This is a genomic window from Pseudomonas fragi, from assembly GCF_002269505.1.
Lineage (GTDB): Bacteria > Pseudomonadota > Gammaproteobacteria > Pseudomonadales > Pseudomonadaceae > Aquipseudomonas > Aquipseudomonas fragi_D.
Genome location: NZ_NQKQ01000012.1, coordinates 56,509 through 73,481 on the forward strand (window position 1 = coordinate 56,509; position 16,973 = coordinate 73,481).

Consider the following 16,973-nt stretch of genomic DNA (forward strand, 5'->3'; position numbering starts at 1 on the left):
GCGCGACGCCACAGCGCTGCCCGCCGGTGCCACAGGCCCAAAGGGCTGCGGCATGGTCTGTGCAACGTTCCTGGAAATACCCTTCAGGAACACCGTCATGCCTGCTGCCACTTCCCGCAAACAGCACTTTTCTTCTACTCGCTTCTGGCAGGCCATGGCGCTGGCGGTGGTCAGCCTCGGGCTGGGGTCACTGGCCCATGCTGAGGACAGCGATGTGCCTTCGCTGGCCGGCAAACGCATCGCCATCAGCATGACCGGCACCAGTCACTACTTCGATGTCAAAGCGTTCGAAGCGCAGGTTGCCGAGGTCAAGCGCCTGGGCGGTACGCCCATTACCCTGGATGCCGGGCGCAACGATAAAAACCTGGTAACGCAACTGCAAACGGTAGTCACGCAAAAACCCGATGCGGTGATCCAGACACTGGGCACCCTGAGCGTGATCGACCCCTGGCTCAAGCGCATCAGCAAGGCTGGCATTCCTCTGTTTACTATTGATGCGCCGTCGCAATACAGCCTCAACAACACCACGTCGGACAACGTCGCCACCGGCAAGCATCTGGCCGACCAGTTGGTGGCCGACAGCGGCGGCAAAGGCAATATTCTGGTGTTCAACGGTTTTTATGGGGTGCCAGTGTGCGCGATCCGTTATGACCAGCTCAAACTGGCCCTCAGGGATCATCCCGAACTGAAGATCATTGATCCCGAGCTGCGCGATGTGATCCCCAACACCGTGCAGGACGCCTACAGTCAGGTCAGTGCATTGCTCAATAAATACCCCAAAGGCAGTGTGACCGCGATCTGGTCTGCCTGGGATATTCCGCAATTGGGTGCCAGCAAGGCACTGGTAGATGCCGGGCGCACCGAGATCAAGACCTACGGCGTCGATGGCACGCCAGAAGTGCTGGAACTGCTCAAACGTAGCGACTCGCCGGTCGGTGCGGTGATCGCCCAGCAACCGGCTTTGATCGGCAAAACCGCCGTGCAGAATGTGGCGCGCTATCTGGCCGGGCAAAATGACTTGCCCAGGGAAACACAAGTGCCGACCCTGCTGACCACCGCGGCCAATCTTGAACAGGTGCAAGCACTGCGAGGCGATCAATGACGGCCCCCGCGCTGCATTTGCAGGGCATCAGCAAGCGTTTCGGGGTGACCCGGGCCCTGGATGAGGTTGACCTGCGTGTCGAGCGGGGCTCGATTCACGGGCTGGTCGGTGAGAACGGTGCCGGTAAATCGACCCTGATCAAGGTGCTGGCAGGCATTCATCGGGCCGACAGCGGTACCCTGGCCATCGACGGGCAGGTATTACGCGGGTTCGGGCCCCGGCAAATCGAAGCCTTGGGTGTGCATTTCATTCATCAGGAGCGCTTGTTGCCGGGTAGCTTTACCGTGGGTGAAGCGCTGTTTTTCTGCCATGAGCTCAGATACGGGCCTTTTCTGCGCCGGCGTGCCCAGGACCGCGAGGCGGCACGGCTGCTACGTGAGTATTTTGCCCTGGAGTTCCCCCCGGGAGCGCTGGTCAGCGAACTGGACAGTGCGCAGCGGCAGATTTTGCAAATTACCCGCGCCTTGCTGGCCAAGCCAAAGATTCTGGTGTTCGACGAACCCAGCGTGTCACTGGTCAAGCGCGAGGTCGACCAACTGCTGGCAATCATCCGCGGTCTGCGTGATCAGGGCCTGACGATTGTGTATATCTCCCACTACCTGCAAGAAATCGAAAGCCTGTGTGACCGCGTCACGGTGTTGCGCAATGGCCGCACCGTGGCGGTGGTCGACCCGCGCAGTACCTCGACGGCACAGGTGGCACGGTTGATGGTCAATCGGGATGTCGGCGAGATGTACCCCAAAACTGTGGTCACACCCGGTGAGGTGGTGCTGCAGCTCAAGGGGCTGGGCGCAGGCCTGGCCTACCGCGATATCAACCTGAGCCTGCGCCGTGGTGAGGTAGTGGGGCTGACCGGGCTGGTCGGCTCCGGTGCCAAGGAACTGCTCAAAAGCTTGTTTGGCCTGGTGCAGCCCGAACGTGGCAGCGTGCATTTGCACGGTCAGGTCACGCGCTTCAAATCACCTCGCGACGCGGTACGCAAAGGCATCGCGCTGGTGCCCGAAGAGCGCCGTATCCACGGGGTGGCACCGCTGCTTTCGGTCCTGGAAAACCTGACCCTGGCCGGGCTCTCGCGTTTCACTCGTGCCTGCCTGCTAAATGCGGCAGATGAGGCACGCGAAAGCGATCGGCTGATTGCCGAGCTGGGAATCAAGACCGCCGGCCACGATACGGCAGTGCGGCACTTGAGTGGCGGCAACCAGCAAAAAGTAGCGTTGGGTAAATGGTTGGGCCGTGACTGCACGGTGTATCTGCTGGACGAGCCCAGCGTCGGGATCGATATCGGCGCCAAGGTCGAGATTTATCGCTTGATCAGTCGCCTGGCCCGCCAAGGTGCTGCGGTACTGGTGCTGTCTTCGGACTTGCCGGAGCTGATTGGCATCAGCGACCGCATTCTGGTGATGCACCGTGGCGCCCTGGCCGCAGAGTTCGATGCCGGTCAGGTTGACAGCGATCGCCTGCTGGCCTGTGCCACGGGGGCCCATGAAGGGACCGCCCCAGGCCTTTGCCCCGTGCGGGAGACGCAACATGCCCTGGTCTGAAATCCTTGCCCAGCCGCTGGCTCGCCGGCTGGGTCTGCTGGTGCTGCGGCGCGGCTCGTCAGGGGCGTTTTTGCTAATTCTGGCGGTATTGGCCGTGACTGCACCGAACTTCCTCAGCCCCGGCAATATTGCCAATGTGTTTGCCCAGTCGGCGATCCTGGGGATTCTGGCGTTCGGTCTGACCTGTGTGGTGATCGGGGGCGGCTCCAATGTGGTTGCCGGTGGCCTCGACCTGTCGCTGGCAGCCAATCTGGGCCTGTGTGCTGCGGTTTACAGCAGCTTGAACAATGCCGGTTTTGACACGGTACAAGCGATTGGCCTGACCTTGCTCTGCGGGCTGGCGGTTGGTGCGCTGAACGGTTTTACCGTAGTGGTGCTGCGTCTGCCGCCGTTGCTCGCAACATTGGCGAGCATGAACCTGATTGCCGGACTGGAGCTGGTGCTGACCCAGAACAGCGTACTGCCCACCGACTCGGCCTTGCTGGATACCCTGGCCATGGGTGAGTGGCTGCAGGTGCCAGCGCTTGCCTGGATGTTGTTGGCGGTTGCCTTGCTGCTGGGTTTGTTGATTCAGCACAGCCCCTATGGCTTGCGCCTGTACGCGGTCGGCGAATACCCCGAAGCAGCGCGGGCAGCCGGGCTGCGCGTCGGGCTTTATGTGTTTTCCAGCTATCTGATTGCCGGCCTGTGTGCTGGCGTCGCGGCCTTTTGTTCGGCAGCGTATTTTAGCGGCAGTACTACGGGTTCCGGGGACATGTTGCTGTCAGTGGTGGCCATCGCTTTTTTGGGGGTGGTGTTTTCCCGGCGGCTGGTGGCGAACATCCCCGGGACTTTGCTGGCAACGCTGTTACTGGGTTTTTTGATTAACGGTTTCCAGTTGCTGAACATCGCCAGCTTCTGGGTCAACGGTGTGCAGGGGGTACTGATTTTGTTGGTGGTGGCCATGTCCAGTGCATTGCGCAAAGAGGAGGGCGGGCTATGACCACGCTGGCTGCAACTGCTGTATCCAGGCCGCTGTTATCCCGCTTGCTGCGGGGGATTCTGCCGCTGTTGATCGTTGCCATCGTGGCATTTTTTTCCGTGGCGGCGCCGGGGTTTCTGAGCCTTGGCAATCTGAGCAGCCTTGTGCTGAACAATTTTGTCTTGTTGGCGATTGTCGCCATTGGCATGACCTGGGCCGTCGCGGCGGGGGGTATTGACCTGTCGGTGGGCACCGCGGTGGATTTCGCCAGCCTGGCCTTTGTTGTGTTGCTCAATGGCGGCTATGGGCTGGTCGTCGCCATTCCCGGAGCACTGGTGGCCGGGGCGCTGGTGGGCAGCTTCAATGCCGGGTTGATCGCAGGCCTGGGCATCACGCCGTTTCTGGCGACGCTAGGCACCCTGTTCATCGGCACCAGCGTGCAGCAGTTGCTCTCTGACGGCGGGCAGCCGATCTACATCGCGCAGCCTGTTTTGCCGGGCCTCACCGCGGTGACATGGCTGGGCATGCCGCTGCCCTTGTGGCTGGTGCTGGCGGTGGCGACGGTATACGGGGTGATCCTGGCGCGTGGGCGGTTGGGGCGGGAGATACTGGCCGTGGGCACTCAGGTGCAACTGGCGCGATATTCGGGTCTGTCGATCCGCCAGATCAGCCTCAAGGTGTTTATTGCCAGCGCGCTGGCCTGTGCCGTGGCCGGGATTGTGCTCAGTTCGACGGTCAATGCTTATGTGCCGATGTCGGGCAATGCGTTTTTGATTAATGCCATCGGCGCGGTGTTTATGGGCACCACCTTGAGCCGAACCGGGCGCGCCAACATCCCCGGCACGCTGCTGGGGGTGTTGTTTATCAATGTGATTGCCAATGGGTTGCTGTTGATCGGCTGGAATTTCTACTGGCAGCAGGTGGCGACCGGAGGGCTGATTTTGCTGGTGCTGGCGTTCAGTTTTGCCAGCCGGCGCCAAAGCCCCTCTTACTGAGCGAGAGAGGACAGGTTGGCGGGGTACTCAAGCGTGCGTGGGATCTGCGAGAGGAGTGGGGTGAGGGAAGCTGTTGCCGATTTGCCACACAGATAGCGGCTCGGTGCCGTTGACTGTCCAGTCCCCGACAATCCGCGCTTTGTAGATCCAGGGGTTGTGGGAGGCCGCTGTGCGCGCATTGCGCCAGTGGCGATCCAGCGCTTTGCTGACGCTTACCCCTGAGGCACCCAGGGCGTTGAACAGATCGCTGGTCGCCCGCAGAATCAATTCCGAGACCACCACCTGCGCCTTGGAGGTCTCTATTTCGGCGTCGATATTGGCTTGGCGCTCGGCCTCTGTGTTCTGGGCCAGATGTGCGACGTAGGCCCTTTGCAGCGGTTCGGCCGCGCGTAGGGTCACGGCTTCTGCCGCGTACACCTGAGCCGCTATCTGCCCGACCACTTGCAGGATTTGCGCATCGCCACTGGCGGTTTCGGCATTGCCGTGGCTGAACACCCGCTTGCGTTCACGCACTTCTTGCGCGATATCGCGTTCCACCGCCCGGCCAATACCTGCCAGCACGGCCAGCAGCACCAGTTGGTAAAACGCAGTCTGGTATTTGAAACGCGTTTCAAAGGGAATCACGTTTTCGGCGCTCAGGGGCACGTCCACATACACCGACGTGCCACTGCCGGTCGTGCGCTGGCCAAAGCCGTCCCAATCATCGCTCTGGGTAACGCCGGGGTGGTTGGCCTGCACCAGGGCAATCACATCGGCGCCGTTGTCCGAACGCCGGGCGTATACATCGATCCAGTCGGCGAAGATGCTGCCGGTGCTGTAGTACTTGGCACCGTTGAGCAGGTAGCTTTCGCCTTGGGGGCTGATCCTGGTGAGGACTTCCCCAAGCTTTACCGCGCCCACTTCAGTCCAGCCATTTCCCACCAGTTCACCCGCCACAATGCGTGCGAACCAGGATCCGCGCGCAGGGCCGGGTGGCGCGTTGAGGCGGTCTTCGACAAAGGCGAAATGACCGCGCAGTGCTTGCGGGATATTCGAGTCGGCCTCGGCCAGTTCGATCAGCAACTGGAACAGCTGACTTAGGGACGCTCCTGCTCCGCCGTATTCAACCGGCACCCGCACTGCGCCAAAGCCTGCCTGCTTGAGCCAGCGGATGGGTTCATGGGGCAACTCGCGGGCCTGTTCGCGCTCTAGCGTGCCGGCGGCGATCCTGCGAAACAGCGGGCGGAAACGCTTGGCCAGGGTTTCGTAGTCGGTGCCCACGGACAGAGGTGATGCGGTCATGGCTGTTCTCCTGAAATGGAAGGTTCCTGACGTGGGGTTGCAGGGTTTGTGCCGCTGCTTGCAGGCCGGATAAATCTGGGAATTACTCGCCAATGTGTTGCCTGGGCAACAACAAACTGTACGAAAATCCCACAGCTTGTCCCGATTTCAACAGCTCGGTAGCCGCTGCGCAGCGCAGCGAGGCTACAAGGATGAGCGATGGTCAAAACCGGCACGGCCTGTGCAACAGCCCCTTTCAAATGCCTTGCCGTGGAGCAATTCGATGTCCCGTGAAATTCGTCTCAACGCCTTCGACATGAACTGTGTCGGGCATCAGTCCCCGGGCTTATGGGCCCACCCCCGTGATCGCTCGTGGCAGTACAAGGACCTTGAATACTGGACCGACCTGGCCCGGATCCTTGAGCGTGGCAAGTTCGACGGGCTGTTTATCGCCGATGTGCTGGGCGTTTATGACGTCTATCGCGGCAATGGCGATGCGGCAATCCGCCAGGGCGCACAGGTGCCGGTCAATGATCCACTGCAATTGATCCCGCCGATGGCGCTGGTGACCGAGCATCTGGGTTTTGGCCTCACCGCCTCGCTGTCGTTTGAACACCCGTATCCCTTCGCCCGGCGTCTGTCGACCCTCGATCATCTGACCAAGGGCCGTGCGGGCTGGAACATTGTCACCTCGTATCTGGAAAGCGGCGCCAGGAATATCGGCCAGCCAGCCCTGACCGAGCATGATGCGCGCTATGACTATGCCCAGGAATATCTGGAGGTCTGCTACAAGCTCTGGGAAGGCAGCTGGGAAGAGGGCGCGATCCTGCGCGACCGCGAGAAGCGGGTGTTCAGTGATCCGGGCAAAATCCATGAAATCCGCCATTTCGGCAAACACTTCCAGGTGCCCGGCATACACCTGTGTGAGCCCTCACCGCAACGCACTCCAGTGCTTTATCAGGCGGGTGCTTCCAGCAGGGGCAAGCAGTTCGCCGCCGAGCAGGCCGAGTGTGTGTTTGTGGCTGCGCCGTCCAAGGTACTGTTGAAAAAAACCGTCGCCGATATCCGCCGCCGTGCTGCCGAAGCCGGACGAGACCCTGCAAAAATCCTGATTTTCAATCTGCAGACGGTGATTCTCGGCGAGACCGATGCCCTGGCCAAGGCCAAATTCGAAGAATACAAAAGCTATGTCAGCTACGAAGGCGCAATGGCCCTGATCAGCGGCTGGACCGGCATCGATTTCAGCCAGTTCAAGCCAGACGAACCGCTCAAGCATGTGCACACCAATGCCATTCAATCGGCGGTCGAGACCTTTTCCACGGCGGACCCCAACACCCTCTGGACTCCCAATGCCCTGGCCGACTGGGTGGGCATCGGCGGCTTTGGCCCGTTGTTTGTCGGCAGTCCCGAAACCGTGGCCGACCTGCTCGAAGAATGGGTGGCCGAGACCGATGTGGACGGTTTCAACCTGGCTTACGCCATCACCCATGAGACCTTTACCGACGCCGTCGAGCTGCTGGTGCCCGAGCTGCAAAGACGCGGCGTGTACAAGAAGGAGTACGCGCCGGGCACCCTGCGCGAGAAGCTGTTTGGCGAAGGTCCGCGTCTTGCGCCCGGGCATCCGGGAGCGGGCTACCGCAACCTGGGCGAACTCAACCGCAGCCGCGCAACAGAGCCTGCTTGAAACCAGGGGCTGGACACAGGCAGGGTCAGTGACTGACCCTGCGTTCAGCGCTCAATAAATCCAGGAACGAGTGAATGACCTTAAGTGATGCGCCAAGCGGACAGGCAACCCACGCCATCCGCAAGGCTGATGTGTTGATTGTTGGCGGTGGCCTGAGCGGCACCTTGTTGGCCATGCAACTGCTGCGCTTGCCGGGTGCCCGGCATATCGTGGTGGTGGAACCCCGGGCCGAACTGGGCCGGGGCGAGGCCTACAGCGCCACCGAGCTGGGGCATACCCTCAATGGCAATGCCGCGCGCATGAGCGTCGAACCGGATGATGCCGACGACCTGACCCGCTGGCTGCAAGCCCATATCGCCGGGGGTGGCTGGCCCGAGTCGGCGGTGCAGCCTGTGCCGGTAGCCGAACTGTTCCCGCCACGCGGGCTGTTTGGCCTGTATGCCCAGCAGCGGCTGGCGCAGGCCCTGGCCGTCGGCGAGTGCAACGGCTCAAGCCTGACCCATGTACGCGATGAGGTGGTCGACCTGCACACCCAGGCGCATGGCGTGAGGGTCACGCTCAAGCACGGCGAGCCGTTGCAGGCAGGGGCTGCGGTGTTGGCTACCGGCATGTTCCCGGCGGCGCGCACGGCCCAGCGCCAGTCGAGCGGTTTGAATGCGGCCGCGCTGGACCCGTGGAATATCGACGCCATGCGCGCATTGCCGGTGGATGCCCGGGTGCTGATCATCGGCTCGGGGCTGACCATGGTCGATGCCCTCGAGTCCCTGAACCAGGCAGGGCATCGGGGCCCGATCGAGGTCTTTTCCCGTCACGGCCTGCTGCCCCGTGTACGGCGCCAGCCACCGGTTTGGGAAGACTTCCTGAGCCTGGCCGTGCACATTCGCAGCCCTTTGCAGTTGTTGCGTGAACTGCGTCGCCAATGCGCCTTGGCCCAGGCCCGGGGCATCGACTGGCAGGCCCCGCTGGACACCGTGCGTGTGCATATCCCCAGGCTCTGGAGCCAGGCCAGCGATGCCCAGCGCCGCCAGTTTGTGCGCCATGTGCGGCCCTGGTGGGAGAGCCATCACCACCGTTCGCCGCCCCAGGGTGATGCCTTGTTGCAACGGCTGATCGAAGAAGGGCGGCTGACGATCAATGCGGCGTCGTTGCAAGGCGTGGACAGCTCGGGGCTGCGCATTCGCTTGCGATATCGCGGGCAATCCGAAGCGGTATGGGTGCAGGGGGATGCTCTGATCAACTCCACCGGCATTGAATACGACTGGCGCCGGGTGGATAAAGCCTTGCCACGCCAGTTGTTGCAGCGCGGGCTGATCCTGCCCGGCAATCTGGGCCTGGGCATTGCCAGCGATGCTGGCGGCGCGGTGCTCAATGCGCAGGCCGAGCCTGCGTCGCGATTGTTCGCGATGGGCCCGCCATTGCGCGGCATGTGGTGGGAAAGTACCGCGGTGACCGATGTTGCCTTGCAGGCCAAGGCGTTGGCTCAACGCCTGGTGATGCTGTAATCCACCTGCAACCCTCTGCTGGCGAGCGAGGGTTGCAGGGTTTTGGCTGGAAAAACTTAATTGCCCTCAAACCGCGCCGTGCGTTTTTCGATAAACGCCTGCATCCCTTCTTTTTGATCCCGTGAAGCAAACAGCAGTGCATTGGCCTTGCGCTCCAGCGCCAGGCCTGTTTCCAGCGGCCCGTCAACACCGGCCAGAATCACTTCCTTGATCTGCTCGGCCGCCAGCGGCGGCATGGCGGCGATCAGTTGCGCCATCTCCAGGGCATAGGCCTGTACCTCGGCATCGTCCACGATATTACTCACCAGCCCGGCAACCCAGGCTTCTTCAGCGGTAATCGGCTGCCCGGTGAGGGCCATGCGCATCGCCTTGGCCTTGCCCACCGCCCGCACCAGCCGCTGGGTGCCGCCGATACCCGGCATGATGCCGATGCGAATTTCCGGCTGGCAAAATTTCGCGCTGCGCCCCGCAACAATGATATCGGCGAGCATCGCCAGTTCGCAGCCACCGCCATAGGCATAGCCGCACACCGCCGCGATCACCGGCTTGGGGCAATGCTGGATCGGCGCCCAGACCCGTTCGGTATGGCGCTGGTAGATATCGATCGGGCCGACCCCGGCCATGCTGTTGATGTCGCCACCAGCGGCAAACACCTTTTCGCCACCGGTCAGCAGGATGCAGCGCACTTGCGGGTTGTCGGACAGCTCAGTGAAGTGGCGCGACAGCAGCGCCTGCAATTCAAGGCTCAGGGCATTGGTGGCCTGGGGGCGGTTAAGGCGCAGCAGGGCCACGCCCGGGGCCGGGAACTCAAGCAATACCGGCGCGGCAGATGGGTCTGACATGGGCTTCCTCATTAACAGGGGCTGTGTCCACAGCATGCGCTGGATTGTTGCGTTCAGCCGGCCGTGCTTCATCGTCCGTTCAGACGACGAGCAGCCCCCGGATTGTCCCTAGAGTGGCTCCATCAGTAGAAAAGGAGCACGTCATGGGTCAACTCTCAGGGCTGGATTACAGCGCCAAGGTGGTGCTGGTCACCGGCGGCACCAAAGGCATCGGCGCCGGTATCGCCCGCAGCTTTCTGCAAGCCGGGGCACGGGTGATCGTGTGTGGCAGAACAACCCCTGAGGTGTTGCCCAGTGCGGGTTCGGCACAGGCGGTGTTTATGGCGTGCGATGTGCGCGACCAGGCATCGCTGACGGCCTTGTTCGAAGGCATCCGCGCCGATTTCGGCCGCCTCGATGTGGTGATCAACAACGCCGGTGGCAGCCCTCCGGCCGAAGCCGGCAGCGCCTCGCCGCGTTTTCACGAAAGCATTATCCGCCTCAACTTGATCGCTCCGTTGAACGTTGCACAACAGGCCAATGCCCTGATGCAGCAACAGAGCGAGGGCGGTTGCATCGTGTTTATCGGCAGCATCAGCGCCTTGCGCGCATCGCCGGGCACCGCCGCGTATGGCGCGGCCAAGGCCGGGGTGCTGGCCCTGGTGCAGTCGCTGGCCGTGGAGTGGGCACCCAAGGTGCGGGTAGTGGCGGTCAGCCCGGGGCTGGTACGCACCGAGCAGGCTCACCTGCATTTCGGCGACGAACAGGGCATCGCGGCGGTCAGCGCCGGGATCCCGGCCGGGCGCATGGCATTGCCCGAAGACATCGGCAACGCCTGCCTGTTTATCGCATCACCCCTGGCCGGCTATGCCAGCGGCTGCAACCTGTTGTTGCACGGCGGCGGCGAACGCCCGGCTTTTTTGAGCGCTGCGCACTGACGACCTTCAGCGGCGACCACCCGGTTGCTGCACTTGACACGCAGGAGACGAACTTGGCTGATTCTCAATTGCTAACCGACGTGCGCGCCCTGGTGGGGCGTGAATATGGTCGCGTCTACGCCTGGGACGAAGTCAACGCCCCGATGATCCGCCAGTGGTGCGAGATCATGGGCGTGGACAACCCTCTTTATACCGATCCGGCCTTTGCCGCCAACAGTGCCCAGGACGGGCTGGTGGCGCCGCCTGCGATGTTGCAGGTGTGGTGCATGGAAGGTTTTCACATCAATAACTACGCGCCCGGTTCGACCACCGAAAACCCCTATGAAGTGCTCAAGCTGATTGAGTCCTACGGTTATCCGTCGGTGGTCGCGGTCAACTCCGAGCTGACCTTCGAACGCAATCTGCGCCCGGGGGAAAAGCTCTACTACACCACCCGGCTGGACTCGGTGGGCGACGAAAAAACCACCGGTCTGGGCACCGGATTTTTCGTCACCCTCGTGATGGACTACTTCGTTGAACACAAAAGTGGCGACGAAGCCGTGGGCCAGTTGCTGTTCCGCGTGTTCAAGTTTCGCCCGGCCAACAACCATGCAGCAGAGGCCGCCCCGGCCAAGGTCGAAGCGGCTGCGGTGGTCAAACGGCCGAAGCCGGGCATGAGCGATGACACGCGGTTTTTCTGGGAAGGCTGTGACGCCGGCAAGCTGTTGATCCAGCGCTGCACCCAGTGCCAGACCCTGCGTCATCCGCCGGCGCCGGTGTGCATCGAATGCCACTCGTTCGATTGGGACAGTGTGCAGGCCAGCGGCCGCGCCAGTCTGTATTCGTTTGTGATCATGCACTACCCCGAAGTTGCCCCGTTCGACCATCCCAACCCGATCGGCCTGATCGAGCTGGAAGAGGGCGTGCGTCTGGTGGCAGGGCTGGTGGGTGCCAAGCGCGAGGACCTGCGAATTGGCCAGCCCTTGCAGCTTGAATTCCAGACCTTCGATGGCGAGTTGACCTTGCCGCTATTCCGACCTGTGGTCGAGTAAGGGAGCCAGCATGGATTTCGACATTACCGAAGACCAGGGCGCCATCGCCGAAATGGCCGGCAGCGTGTTTGCCGACTATTGCACCGATGACCGCCTGCGCCAGTTCGATACCAGTGAGCAGGCTTACATGCAGCCGCTGTGGGAACTGTGCGTGGAAACCGGCCTGCAAGCACTGGCAATCCCTGAAGCACTGGGTGGCAGTGGCCTGGGCATGGCCGAGCTGATGCTGGTGTTGCAGGCCCAGGGCCGTGCGCTGGGGCAGGTGCCGCTGTGGCGCCATCAACTGGCGGCCGCCACTGTCGCGCAGTTTGCCGACGAGTCCCAGCAACCGTGGGCCGTAGAGGCCGCCGCGGGCAGGGCGATGCTGACCCTGGACTTGAGCGGTCTTTACAGCGCCCACGGCATTGAGTTGCACGGGATCGAGGCTGACGGCGGCTGGCGCCTCAAAGGCCGTGTTGGCGCCCTGGCGCTGGCCGAGCAGTCCCAGGCGGCATTGCTGCTGGTCAGCATTGACGGGCAGCCGCGGCTGGCGCTGGTCGAGCTGGGCGACAAGGCGATCACTCACGTGGCCGGGCGCATGACCCACGGCGAAGCGATTGCCGATGTGCATATCGACGGGCTGCTGATCCGCGCCGAACACTTGCTCCCAGCCGCCGCGCTGGGCTGGCTGGAGCCGCGCAGCATCGCCGCACTGGCGGCGCTGCAGCTGGGCGTCAGTGCCGAGCAGATCCGCCGCACCGTGGCGTACGTCAGCGAGCGGCGCCAGTTCGAACGCAGCATCGGCAGTTTTCAGGCGGTGCAAATGAGCATGGCCAACGCCCATATCGCCCTCGAAGCGCTGCGCAGCACCCTGTGGCAGTTGTGCTACCGCCTGGACGCCGGGTTGCCGGCGCCCAGCGAAGCATTGGCCACCGCCTGGCAGGCCTGTGAAGCAGGGCATCTGATTGGGCACAACGCCCAGCATGTGCACGGCGGCATCGGCGTCGACCTGACCTACCCGATACACCGCTTCCTCTACTGGAGCCGCGCCCTGGGCTGTGCCCTGGGTGGATCGGCAGCATGCCTTGAACGCCTCGGCGACTGGCTGAGCCATAACGACAAGCTGGGATGGAAATATGACCTTGCAGAACACCAAGCGCTTTGACGACGTGCGCCCCGGCGAAACCCTGCCGGAACTGGCGATCCCGATCACCGTGGGCCTGATTGCCGGTGGCGCCATCGCCACCCGCGACTACTTCCCCGGCCACCATGATGCTGAGGCGGCACGCGAGCTGGGTTCGCCGCATATCTTCATGAACATCCTCACCACCAACGGCCTGGTGCAGCGCTATATCGAAGACTGGGCAGGCCCCGAGGCGCGTTTCACCGCGCTGAAGATCAAGCTCGGCGCGCCGAATTATCCCGGTGACAGCATGACCTTCAACGGCGCGGTCACCCGTCAGGATGCCGCCACCCGCACGGTGGAAATCACCCTCAGCGGCAAAAATTCCATGGGCAACCACGTGACCGGTACGGTCGCGCTGGTTCTGCCCTGATCGCGGAGACAGCACACATGACGCAATCGTCACTTTCCGGCAGCGCAGCCATTGTTGGCCTGGGCGCGACCGAATTTTCGAAAAACTCCGGGCGCACCGAACTGCGTCTGGCGCTGGAGGCCACTCTGGCCGCGTTGAAGGACGCCGGTATTGACCCTTCCGAAGTCGAGGGCTTCAGCTCGTATTCGGTGGATAAAGTCCCGGAATATGAAATCGCCCGGTTGCTGGGGTGCAAGGACGTCAAGTTCTTCTCCCAGGTGCCCCATGGCGGCGGTGCTGCCTGCGGGCCGATCATGCACGCAGCCATGGCGGTGGCCACTGGCGTGGCCAAAGTGGTGGTGGTTTACCGCGCCATGAACGAGCGTTCGTGGTATCGCTTCGGCAGCGGCAGCTACGGTTTTGCCTCGACGCCGATTTTCGAGAACGTCAACTACGGCTGGTACATGCCCCACGGCCTGCATACCCCGGCCTCCTGGGTCGGGATGTTTGCCCAGCGCTACATGCACACCTACGGCGCGACCTCCGAAGATTTCGGCCGCGTGGCCGTCGCCGTACGGGACTTTGCCGCCACCAACCCCCAGGCGTTCTTCTACGGCAAGCCGATCACCCTTGAAGAACATCAGGCTTCGCGCTGGATCTGCGAGCCGCTGCACTTGCTCGATTGCTGCCAGGAATCCGACGGTGCCGTGGCGATGGTGATCACCTCGGCCGAGCGTGCCAGGGACCTGCGCCAGAAGCCGGTGATGATCAAGGCCGGCTCCCAGGGCATTACCTCGGGCCAGCAGATCATGACCTCGTTCTACCGTGATGACATCACCGGTCTGCCGGAGATGGGCGTGGTCGCCAAAGAGCTGTATCGCCAGTCGGGCCTTGGCCCCGAGGCGCTGCAAACGGCGATCATTTATGACCACTTCACCCCGTTCGTACTGCCGCAGCTGGAAGAGTTCGGCCTGTGTGAACGCGGCGAGGCCAAGGAGTTTATCCGCGCCGGGCATCATGCTCGCGGCGGCAAGTTCCCGATCAACACCCACGGCGGGCAACTGGGCGAAGCTTATATCCACGGCATGAACGGCGTGGCGGAAGCGGTGCGGCAGGTGCGCGGCAGCTCGGTCAACCAGGTCGACAATGTCGAGAACGTACTGGTCACGGCCGGTACCGGTGTACCCACCAGCGGCCTGATTCTGGGAGCAGCCTGAATGTTCGTCGACCTGACGCCAGAACAACATGCCCTGCGCCTGAAGGTGCGGGACTACTTCCAGAACCTGATGACCCCGCAGTTGCGCGAGCAATTGCGCGGCCAGGAGGGCGGCCCGCTGTACCGCGACACCATCCGCCAGATGGGCCGCGACGGCTGGCTGGCGGTGGGTTGGCCCAAGGAACATGGCGGCCAGGGCTACGGCCCTACCGAGCAGTTTATTTTCTTTGAAGAAGCCAATATCGCCGGTGCACCGTTGCCGTTCGTGACCATCAGCACCGTGGGACCGGCGTTGATGGCCCACGGCAGCGAGGCGCAAAAGGCGAAGTTTTTGCCGGGGATCGCGGCGGGGGAAATCATCTTCGCCATCGGATATTCCGAGCCGGATGCGGGCAGTGATCTGGCGGCACTGAAAACCACCGCCCGCCTCGAAGGCGACGCGTTTGTGGTCAACGGCAACAAGTTGTGGACTTCGGGCGCTGAGTCGGCGGACTACATCTGGCTGGCGGCGCGCACCGATCCCGAGCGACCGCGGCACAAGGGCGTGTCGATCCTGATTCTCGACACCCGCGCGCCGGGCTTTGCCAGCACGGTTATCCCGACTACCAGCATCCCGACGGCGGCCACCTACTACGACAACGTGCGCGTGCCTGCCGACATGCTGGTGGGTGAATTGAATGGCGGCTGGAAGCTCATCACGGCGCAACTGAACCATGAACGCCTGGGCCTGGGGGCCTGGTCGGACAAGGTCGTGGGGCTGTTTGGCCGAGTCTTGAAGTGGGCCAATGCAGCCGATGAACGCGGCGTGCGTGCCACCGACAAGGCCTGGGTGCGTGCAGGTCTGGCGCAGTGCTACGCGCGCCTTGAAGCCATGCGCCTGATCAACCTGCGCATTGCTGCTGACCTTGAGCGTGAGCGCATGGACGTGGCGCTGGCGTCGACGACCAAGGTCTATGGCTCGGAATCCTCGATCGAGATTCTGCGCCTATTGAGCAATATCGTCGGGGCCAATGCATTGGTGCGCGGCGGTTCGCCAGCGTCGCTGCTGCACGGCGAATTGGAGTACGAAGTGCGTGCCTCGGTGACCCTGACCTTTGGCGGTGGCACCAATGAAATCCAGCGCGAGCTGATCGCCCAGTTCGGTTTGGGCATGCCGCGTACCCAGCGCTGAGATTTGACAGCACTGATTGACCTGAACCGAAAGGTGAAAAACATGAACGCGATTGACCAGTTCAGAGAACAAACCCGCAGCTGGCTTGAGGCCAATTGCCCGCCCTCGCAACGCAAGGCCATCCCTGAAGGCGAGATGGTCTGGGGTGCCCGCGAGGTGGAGTTCCCCGGTACAGATGCGCAATTGTGGTTCGAGCGCATGCGCGACAAGGGCTGGTTCTGCCCCGAGTGGCCTGCCGAATACGGTGGCGCAGGCCTGAGTGCGGAATACAACGCCGTACTCGAAAGCGAGTTGCGGCGCCTCAAGTGCCGCCCGCCGCAAATCAACCTGGGCATCTGGATGCTCGGCCCGGTACTGCTGGAGTTCGGTACCGAAGAACAGAAAAAAACCCTGCTCACGCCCATGACCCGCGGGCAAGTGCGCTGGTGTCAGGGCTTCTCCGAGCCCAACGCCGGCTCTGATCTGGCCAGTCTGAAAACGTCGGCCCGGGATGCCGGCGATCACTTTGTGGTCGACGGCAGCAAAATCTGGACCTCTTACGGCGACAAGTCGGACTGGATGTACGCGCTGGTGCGCACCGACGCCAAAGCCAGCAAACACACAGGCATCAGCCTGATCGTACTGGACATGAAGAGCCCCGGGGTCAGCGTCGCGCCGATCGATTTGATCAGCGGCAAGTCGGCGTTCTGCCAGGTTTTTTTCGACGCCGTCAAAGTCCCAAAAAGCCAACTGATCGGCCCGCTGCACGGCGGCTGGAACCTGGCCAAGCGCCTGTTGCAACACGAACGCAAAGCCATGTCCAAGTTTGGCGAGTTCAGCCTGCCGACCCATTTTCATCTGCTGCCCCTGGTCAAGCAGTACCTGCCCGAGGCAACCGGCCAGGCCGAGTCAGCACTGGTCGCACGGGCGGTGGCCACGGCCATGAACGAGCACAGCTACAACCTGACCGTGCAGCGCATGGGCGAAACCGCCCGCGCCGGGCAAGACGTCAGTGGGCTGATGTCGATCATGAAACTGGTGCACACCGAGCAGGAACGCGACAAGTTCGAAGTGCTGCTCGATGTCATGGGTTATCACGGGCTTGGCTGGGACAAGGCTGCATTCAGCCCCCAGGAGCAGGCCATCACCCGCGGCTGGTTGAACAGTTTTGCCTTGACCATCTCTGGCGGCTCGTCAGAAGTGCAGCTCAACGTTATTGCCAAGCGGGTCCTGGGCCTGCCTGACGTGAAGTAAGGAA

At 62.5% G+C, this 16,973-nt stretch carries 15 protein-coding genes; 13 read left to right on the forward strand and 2 right to left on the reverse strand.

Annotated elements, in window-relative coordinates:
- The first annotated feature begins 154 nt into the window (after window positions 1-154).
- From CJU81_RS12720 to CJU81_RS12735, 4 genes are read left to right on the forward strand one after another with little or no spacing between them, the layout of a single operon-like run.
- The gene (locus CJU81_RS12720; RefSeq protein ID WP_254924871.1) at window positions 155-1,102 is read left to right on the forward strand and encodes a sugar ABC transporter substrate-binding protein; all 948 of its coding nucleotides are present in this window, start codon (window positions 155-157) and stop codon (window positions 1,100-1,102) included.
- Window positions 1,099-2,643, forward strand: a complete 1,545-nt coding sequence (locus CJU81_RS12725) for a sugar ABC transporter ATP-binding protein (RefSeq protein WP_095036902.1) — start codon at window positions 1,099-1,101, stop codon at window positions 2,641-2,643. The genes CJU81_RS12720 and CJU81_RS12725 overlap by 4 nt, the downstream gene beginning before the upstream one ends.
- On the forward strand, window positions 2,630-3,625 hold the full coding sequence (locus CJU81_RS12730; RefSeq protein WP_095036903.1) for an ABC transporter permease: 996 nt from the start codon (window positions 2,630-2,632) through the stop codon (window positions 3,623-3,625). The genes CJU81_RS12725 and CJU81_RS12730 overlap by 14 nt, the downstream gene beginning before the upstream one ends.
- The gene (locus CJU81_RS12735) at window positions 3,622-4,599 is read left to right on the forward strand and encodes an ABC transporter permease (RefSeq protein WP_095036904.1); all 978 of its coding nucleotides are present in this window, start codon (window positions 3,622-3,624) and stop codon (window positions 4,597-4,599) included. The genes CJU81_RS12730 and CJU81_RS12735 overlap by 4 nt, the downstream gene beginning before the upstream one ends.
- A gap of 27 nt (window positions 4,600-4,626) precedes the next feature.
- Here CJU81_RS12735 and CJU81_RS12740 read toward each other — a convergent pair whose 3' ends face one another.
- Entirely contained in the window at window positions 4,627-5,880 is a 1,254-nt protein-coding gene (locus CJU81_RS12740) for an acyl-CoA dehydrogenase family protein (RefSeq protein WP_095036905.1), read from the reverse strand.
- 262 nt (window positions 5,881-6,142) lie between these two features.
- Here CJU81_RS12740 and CJU81_RS12745 point away from each other — a divergent pair, with 262 nt between their 5' ends.
- Both CJU81_RS12745 and CJU81_RS12750 read left to right on the forward strand, forming a co-directional pair.
- Window positions 6,143-7,543: an LLM class flavin-dependent oxidoreductase gene (locus CJU81_RS12745; RefSeq protein WP_095036906.1), complete on the forward strand. Its 1,401-nt coding sequence runs from the start codon at window positions 6,143-6,145 to the stop codon at window positions 7,541-7,543.
- A gap of 74 nt (window positions 7,544-7,617) precedes the next feature.
- Window positions 7,618-9,045, forward strand: a complete 1,428-nt coding sequence (locus tag CJU81_RS12750; RefSeq protein WP_095036907.1) for an FAD/NAD(P)-binding protein — start codon at window positions 7,618-7,620, stop codon at window positions 9,043-9,045.
- A gap of 56 nt (window positions 9,046-9,101) precedes the next feature.
- Here the strand turns inward: CJU81_RS12750 and CJU81_RS12755 are convergent, their stop codons facing one another.
- Window positions 9,102-9,887 (reverse strand): enoyl-CoA hydratase, encoded by a 786-nt coding sequence (locus CJU81_RS12755; RefSeq protein ID WP_176464838.1) that lies wholly within the window; start codon window positions 9,885-9,887, stop codon window positions 9,102-9,104.
- Window positions 9,888-10,030: 143 nt separating this feature from the next.
- Here CJU81_RS12755 and CJU81_RS12760 point away from each other — a divergent pair, with 143 nt between their 5' ends.
- The 7 genes from CJU81_RS12760 to CJU81_RS12790 are packed head-to-tail and all read left to right on the forward strand — an operon-like array spanning window position 10,031 to window position 16,969.
- Window positions 10,031-10,804, forward strand: coding sequence for an SDR family oxidoreductase (locus CJU81_RS12760; RefSeq protein ID WP_095036908.1), 774 nt, complete (start codon window positions 10,031-10,033; stop codon window positions 10,802-10,804).
- A 53-nt stretch (window positions 10,805-10,857) separates the two neighbouring features.
- A complete protein-coding gene (locus CJU81_RS12765; RefSeq protein ID WP_095036909.1) occupies window positions 10,858-11,835 on the forward strand; it encodes a bifunctional MaoC family dehydratase N-terminal/OB-fold nucleic acid binding domain-containing protein in 978 nt (325 codons plus the stop codon).
- 10 nt (window positions 11,836-11,845) lie between these two features.
- Window positions 11,846-12,979 (forward strand): acyl-CoA dehydrogenase family protein, encoded by a 1,134-nt coding sequence (locus tag CJU81_RS12770; RefSeq protein ID WP_095036910.1) that lies wholly within the window; start codon window positions 11,846-11,848, stop codon window positions 12,977-12,979.
- Complete coding sequence (locus CJU81_RS12775) at window positions 12,951-13,370, forward strand: MaoC family dehydratase (protein ID WP_095030178.1); 420 nt, start codon at window positions 12,951-12,953, stop codon at window positions 13,368-13,370. The genes CJU81_RS12770 and CJU81_RS12775 overlap by 29 nt, the downstream gene beginning before the upstream one ends.
- A 17-nt stretch (window positions 13,371-13,387) precedes the next feature.
- A complete protein-coding gene (locus tag CJU81_RS12780; RefSeq protein ID WP_095030177.1) occupies window positions 13,388-14,566 on the forward strand; it encodes a lipid-transfer protein in 1,179 nt (392 codons plus the stop codon).
- On the forward strand, window positions 14,567-15,736 hold the full coding sequence (locus CJU81_RS12785) for an acyl-CoA dehydrogenase family protein (RefSeq protein WP_095036911.1): 1,170 nt from the start codon (window positions 14,567-14,569) through the stop codon (window positions 15,734-15,736).
- A gap of 42 nt (window positions 15,737-15,778) precedes the next feature.
- Window positions 15,779-16,969 carry an acyl-CoA dehydrogenase family protein gene (locus tag CJU81_RS12790; protein ID WP_095036912.1) on the forward strand — a complete coding sequence of 397 codons (1,191 nt, stop codon included), beginning with the start codon at window positions 15,779-15,781 and terminating at the stop codon, window positions 16,967-16,969.
- The last annotated feature ends 4 nt before the right edge of the window (window positions 16,970-16,973 follow it).

Coding starts and splice junctions, on each gene's coding strand:
- CJU81_RS12750 (WP_095036907.1), top strand. CDS start 7,618: ATGACCTTAAGTGATGCGCCAAGCGGACAGGCAACCCACGCCATCCGC.
- CJU81_RS12790 (WP_095036912.1), top strand. CDS start 15,779: ATGAACGCGATTGACCAGTTCAGAGAACAAACCCGCAGCTGGCTTGAG.
- CJU81_RS12785 (WP_095036911.1), top strand. CDS start 14,567: ATGTTCGTCGACCTGACGCCAGAACAACATGCCCTGCGCCTGAAGGTG.
- CJU81_RS12780 (WP_095030177.1), top strand. CDS start 13,388: ATGACGCAATCGTCACTTTCCGGCAGCGCAGCCATTGTTGGCCTGGGC.
- CJU81_RS12720 (WP_254924871.1), top strand. CDS start 155: ATGGCGCTGGCGGTGGTCAGCCTCGGGCTGGGGTCACTGGCCCATGCT.
- CJU81_RS12760 (WP_095036908.1), top strand. CDS start 10,031: ATGGGTCAACTCTCAGGGCTGGATTACAGCGCCAAGGTGGTGCTGGTC.
- CJU81_RS12735 (WP_095036904.1), top strand. CDS start 3,622: ATGACCACGCTGGCTGCAACTGCTGTATCCAGGCCGCTGTTATCCCGC.
- CJU81_RS12770 (WP_095036910.1), top strand. CDS start 11,846: ATGGATTTCGACATTACCGAAGACCAGGGCGCCATCGCCGAAATGGCC.
- CJU81_RS12730 (WP_095036903.1), top strand. CDS start 2,630: ATGCCCTGGTCTGAAATCCTTGCCCAGCCGCTGGCTCGCCGGCTGGGT.
- CJU81_RS12740 (WP_095036905.1), bottom strand. CDS start 5,880: ATGACCGCATCACCTCTGTCCGTGGGCACCGACTACGAAACCCTGGCC.
- CJU81_RS12775 (WP_095030178.1), top strand. CDS start 12,951: ATGACCTTGCAGAACACCAAGCGCTTTGACGACGTGCGCCCCGGCGAA.
- CJU81_RS12745 (WP_095036906.1), top strand. CDS start 6,143: ATGTCCCGTGAAATTCGTCTCAACGCCTTCGACATGAACTGTGTCGGG.
- CJU81_RS12755 (WP_176464838.1), bottom strand. CDS start 9,887: ATGTCAGACCCATCTGCCGCGCCGGTATTGCTTGAGTTCCCGGCCCCG.
- CJU81_RS12725 (WP_095036902.1), top strand. CDS start 1,099: ATGACGGCCCCCGCGCTGCATTTGCAGGGCATCAGCAAGCGTTTCGGG.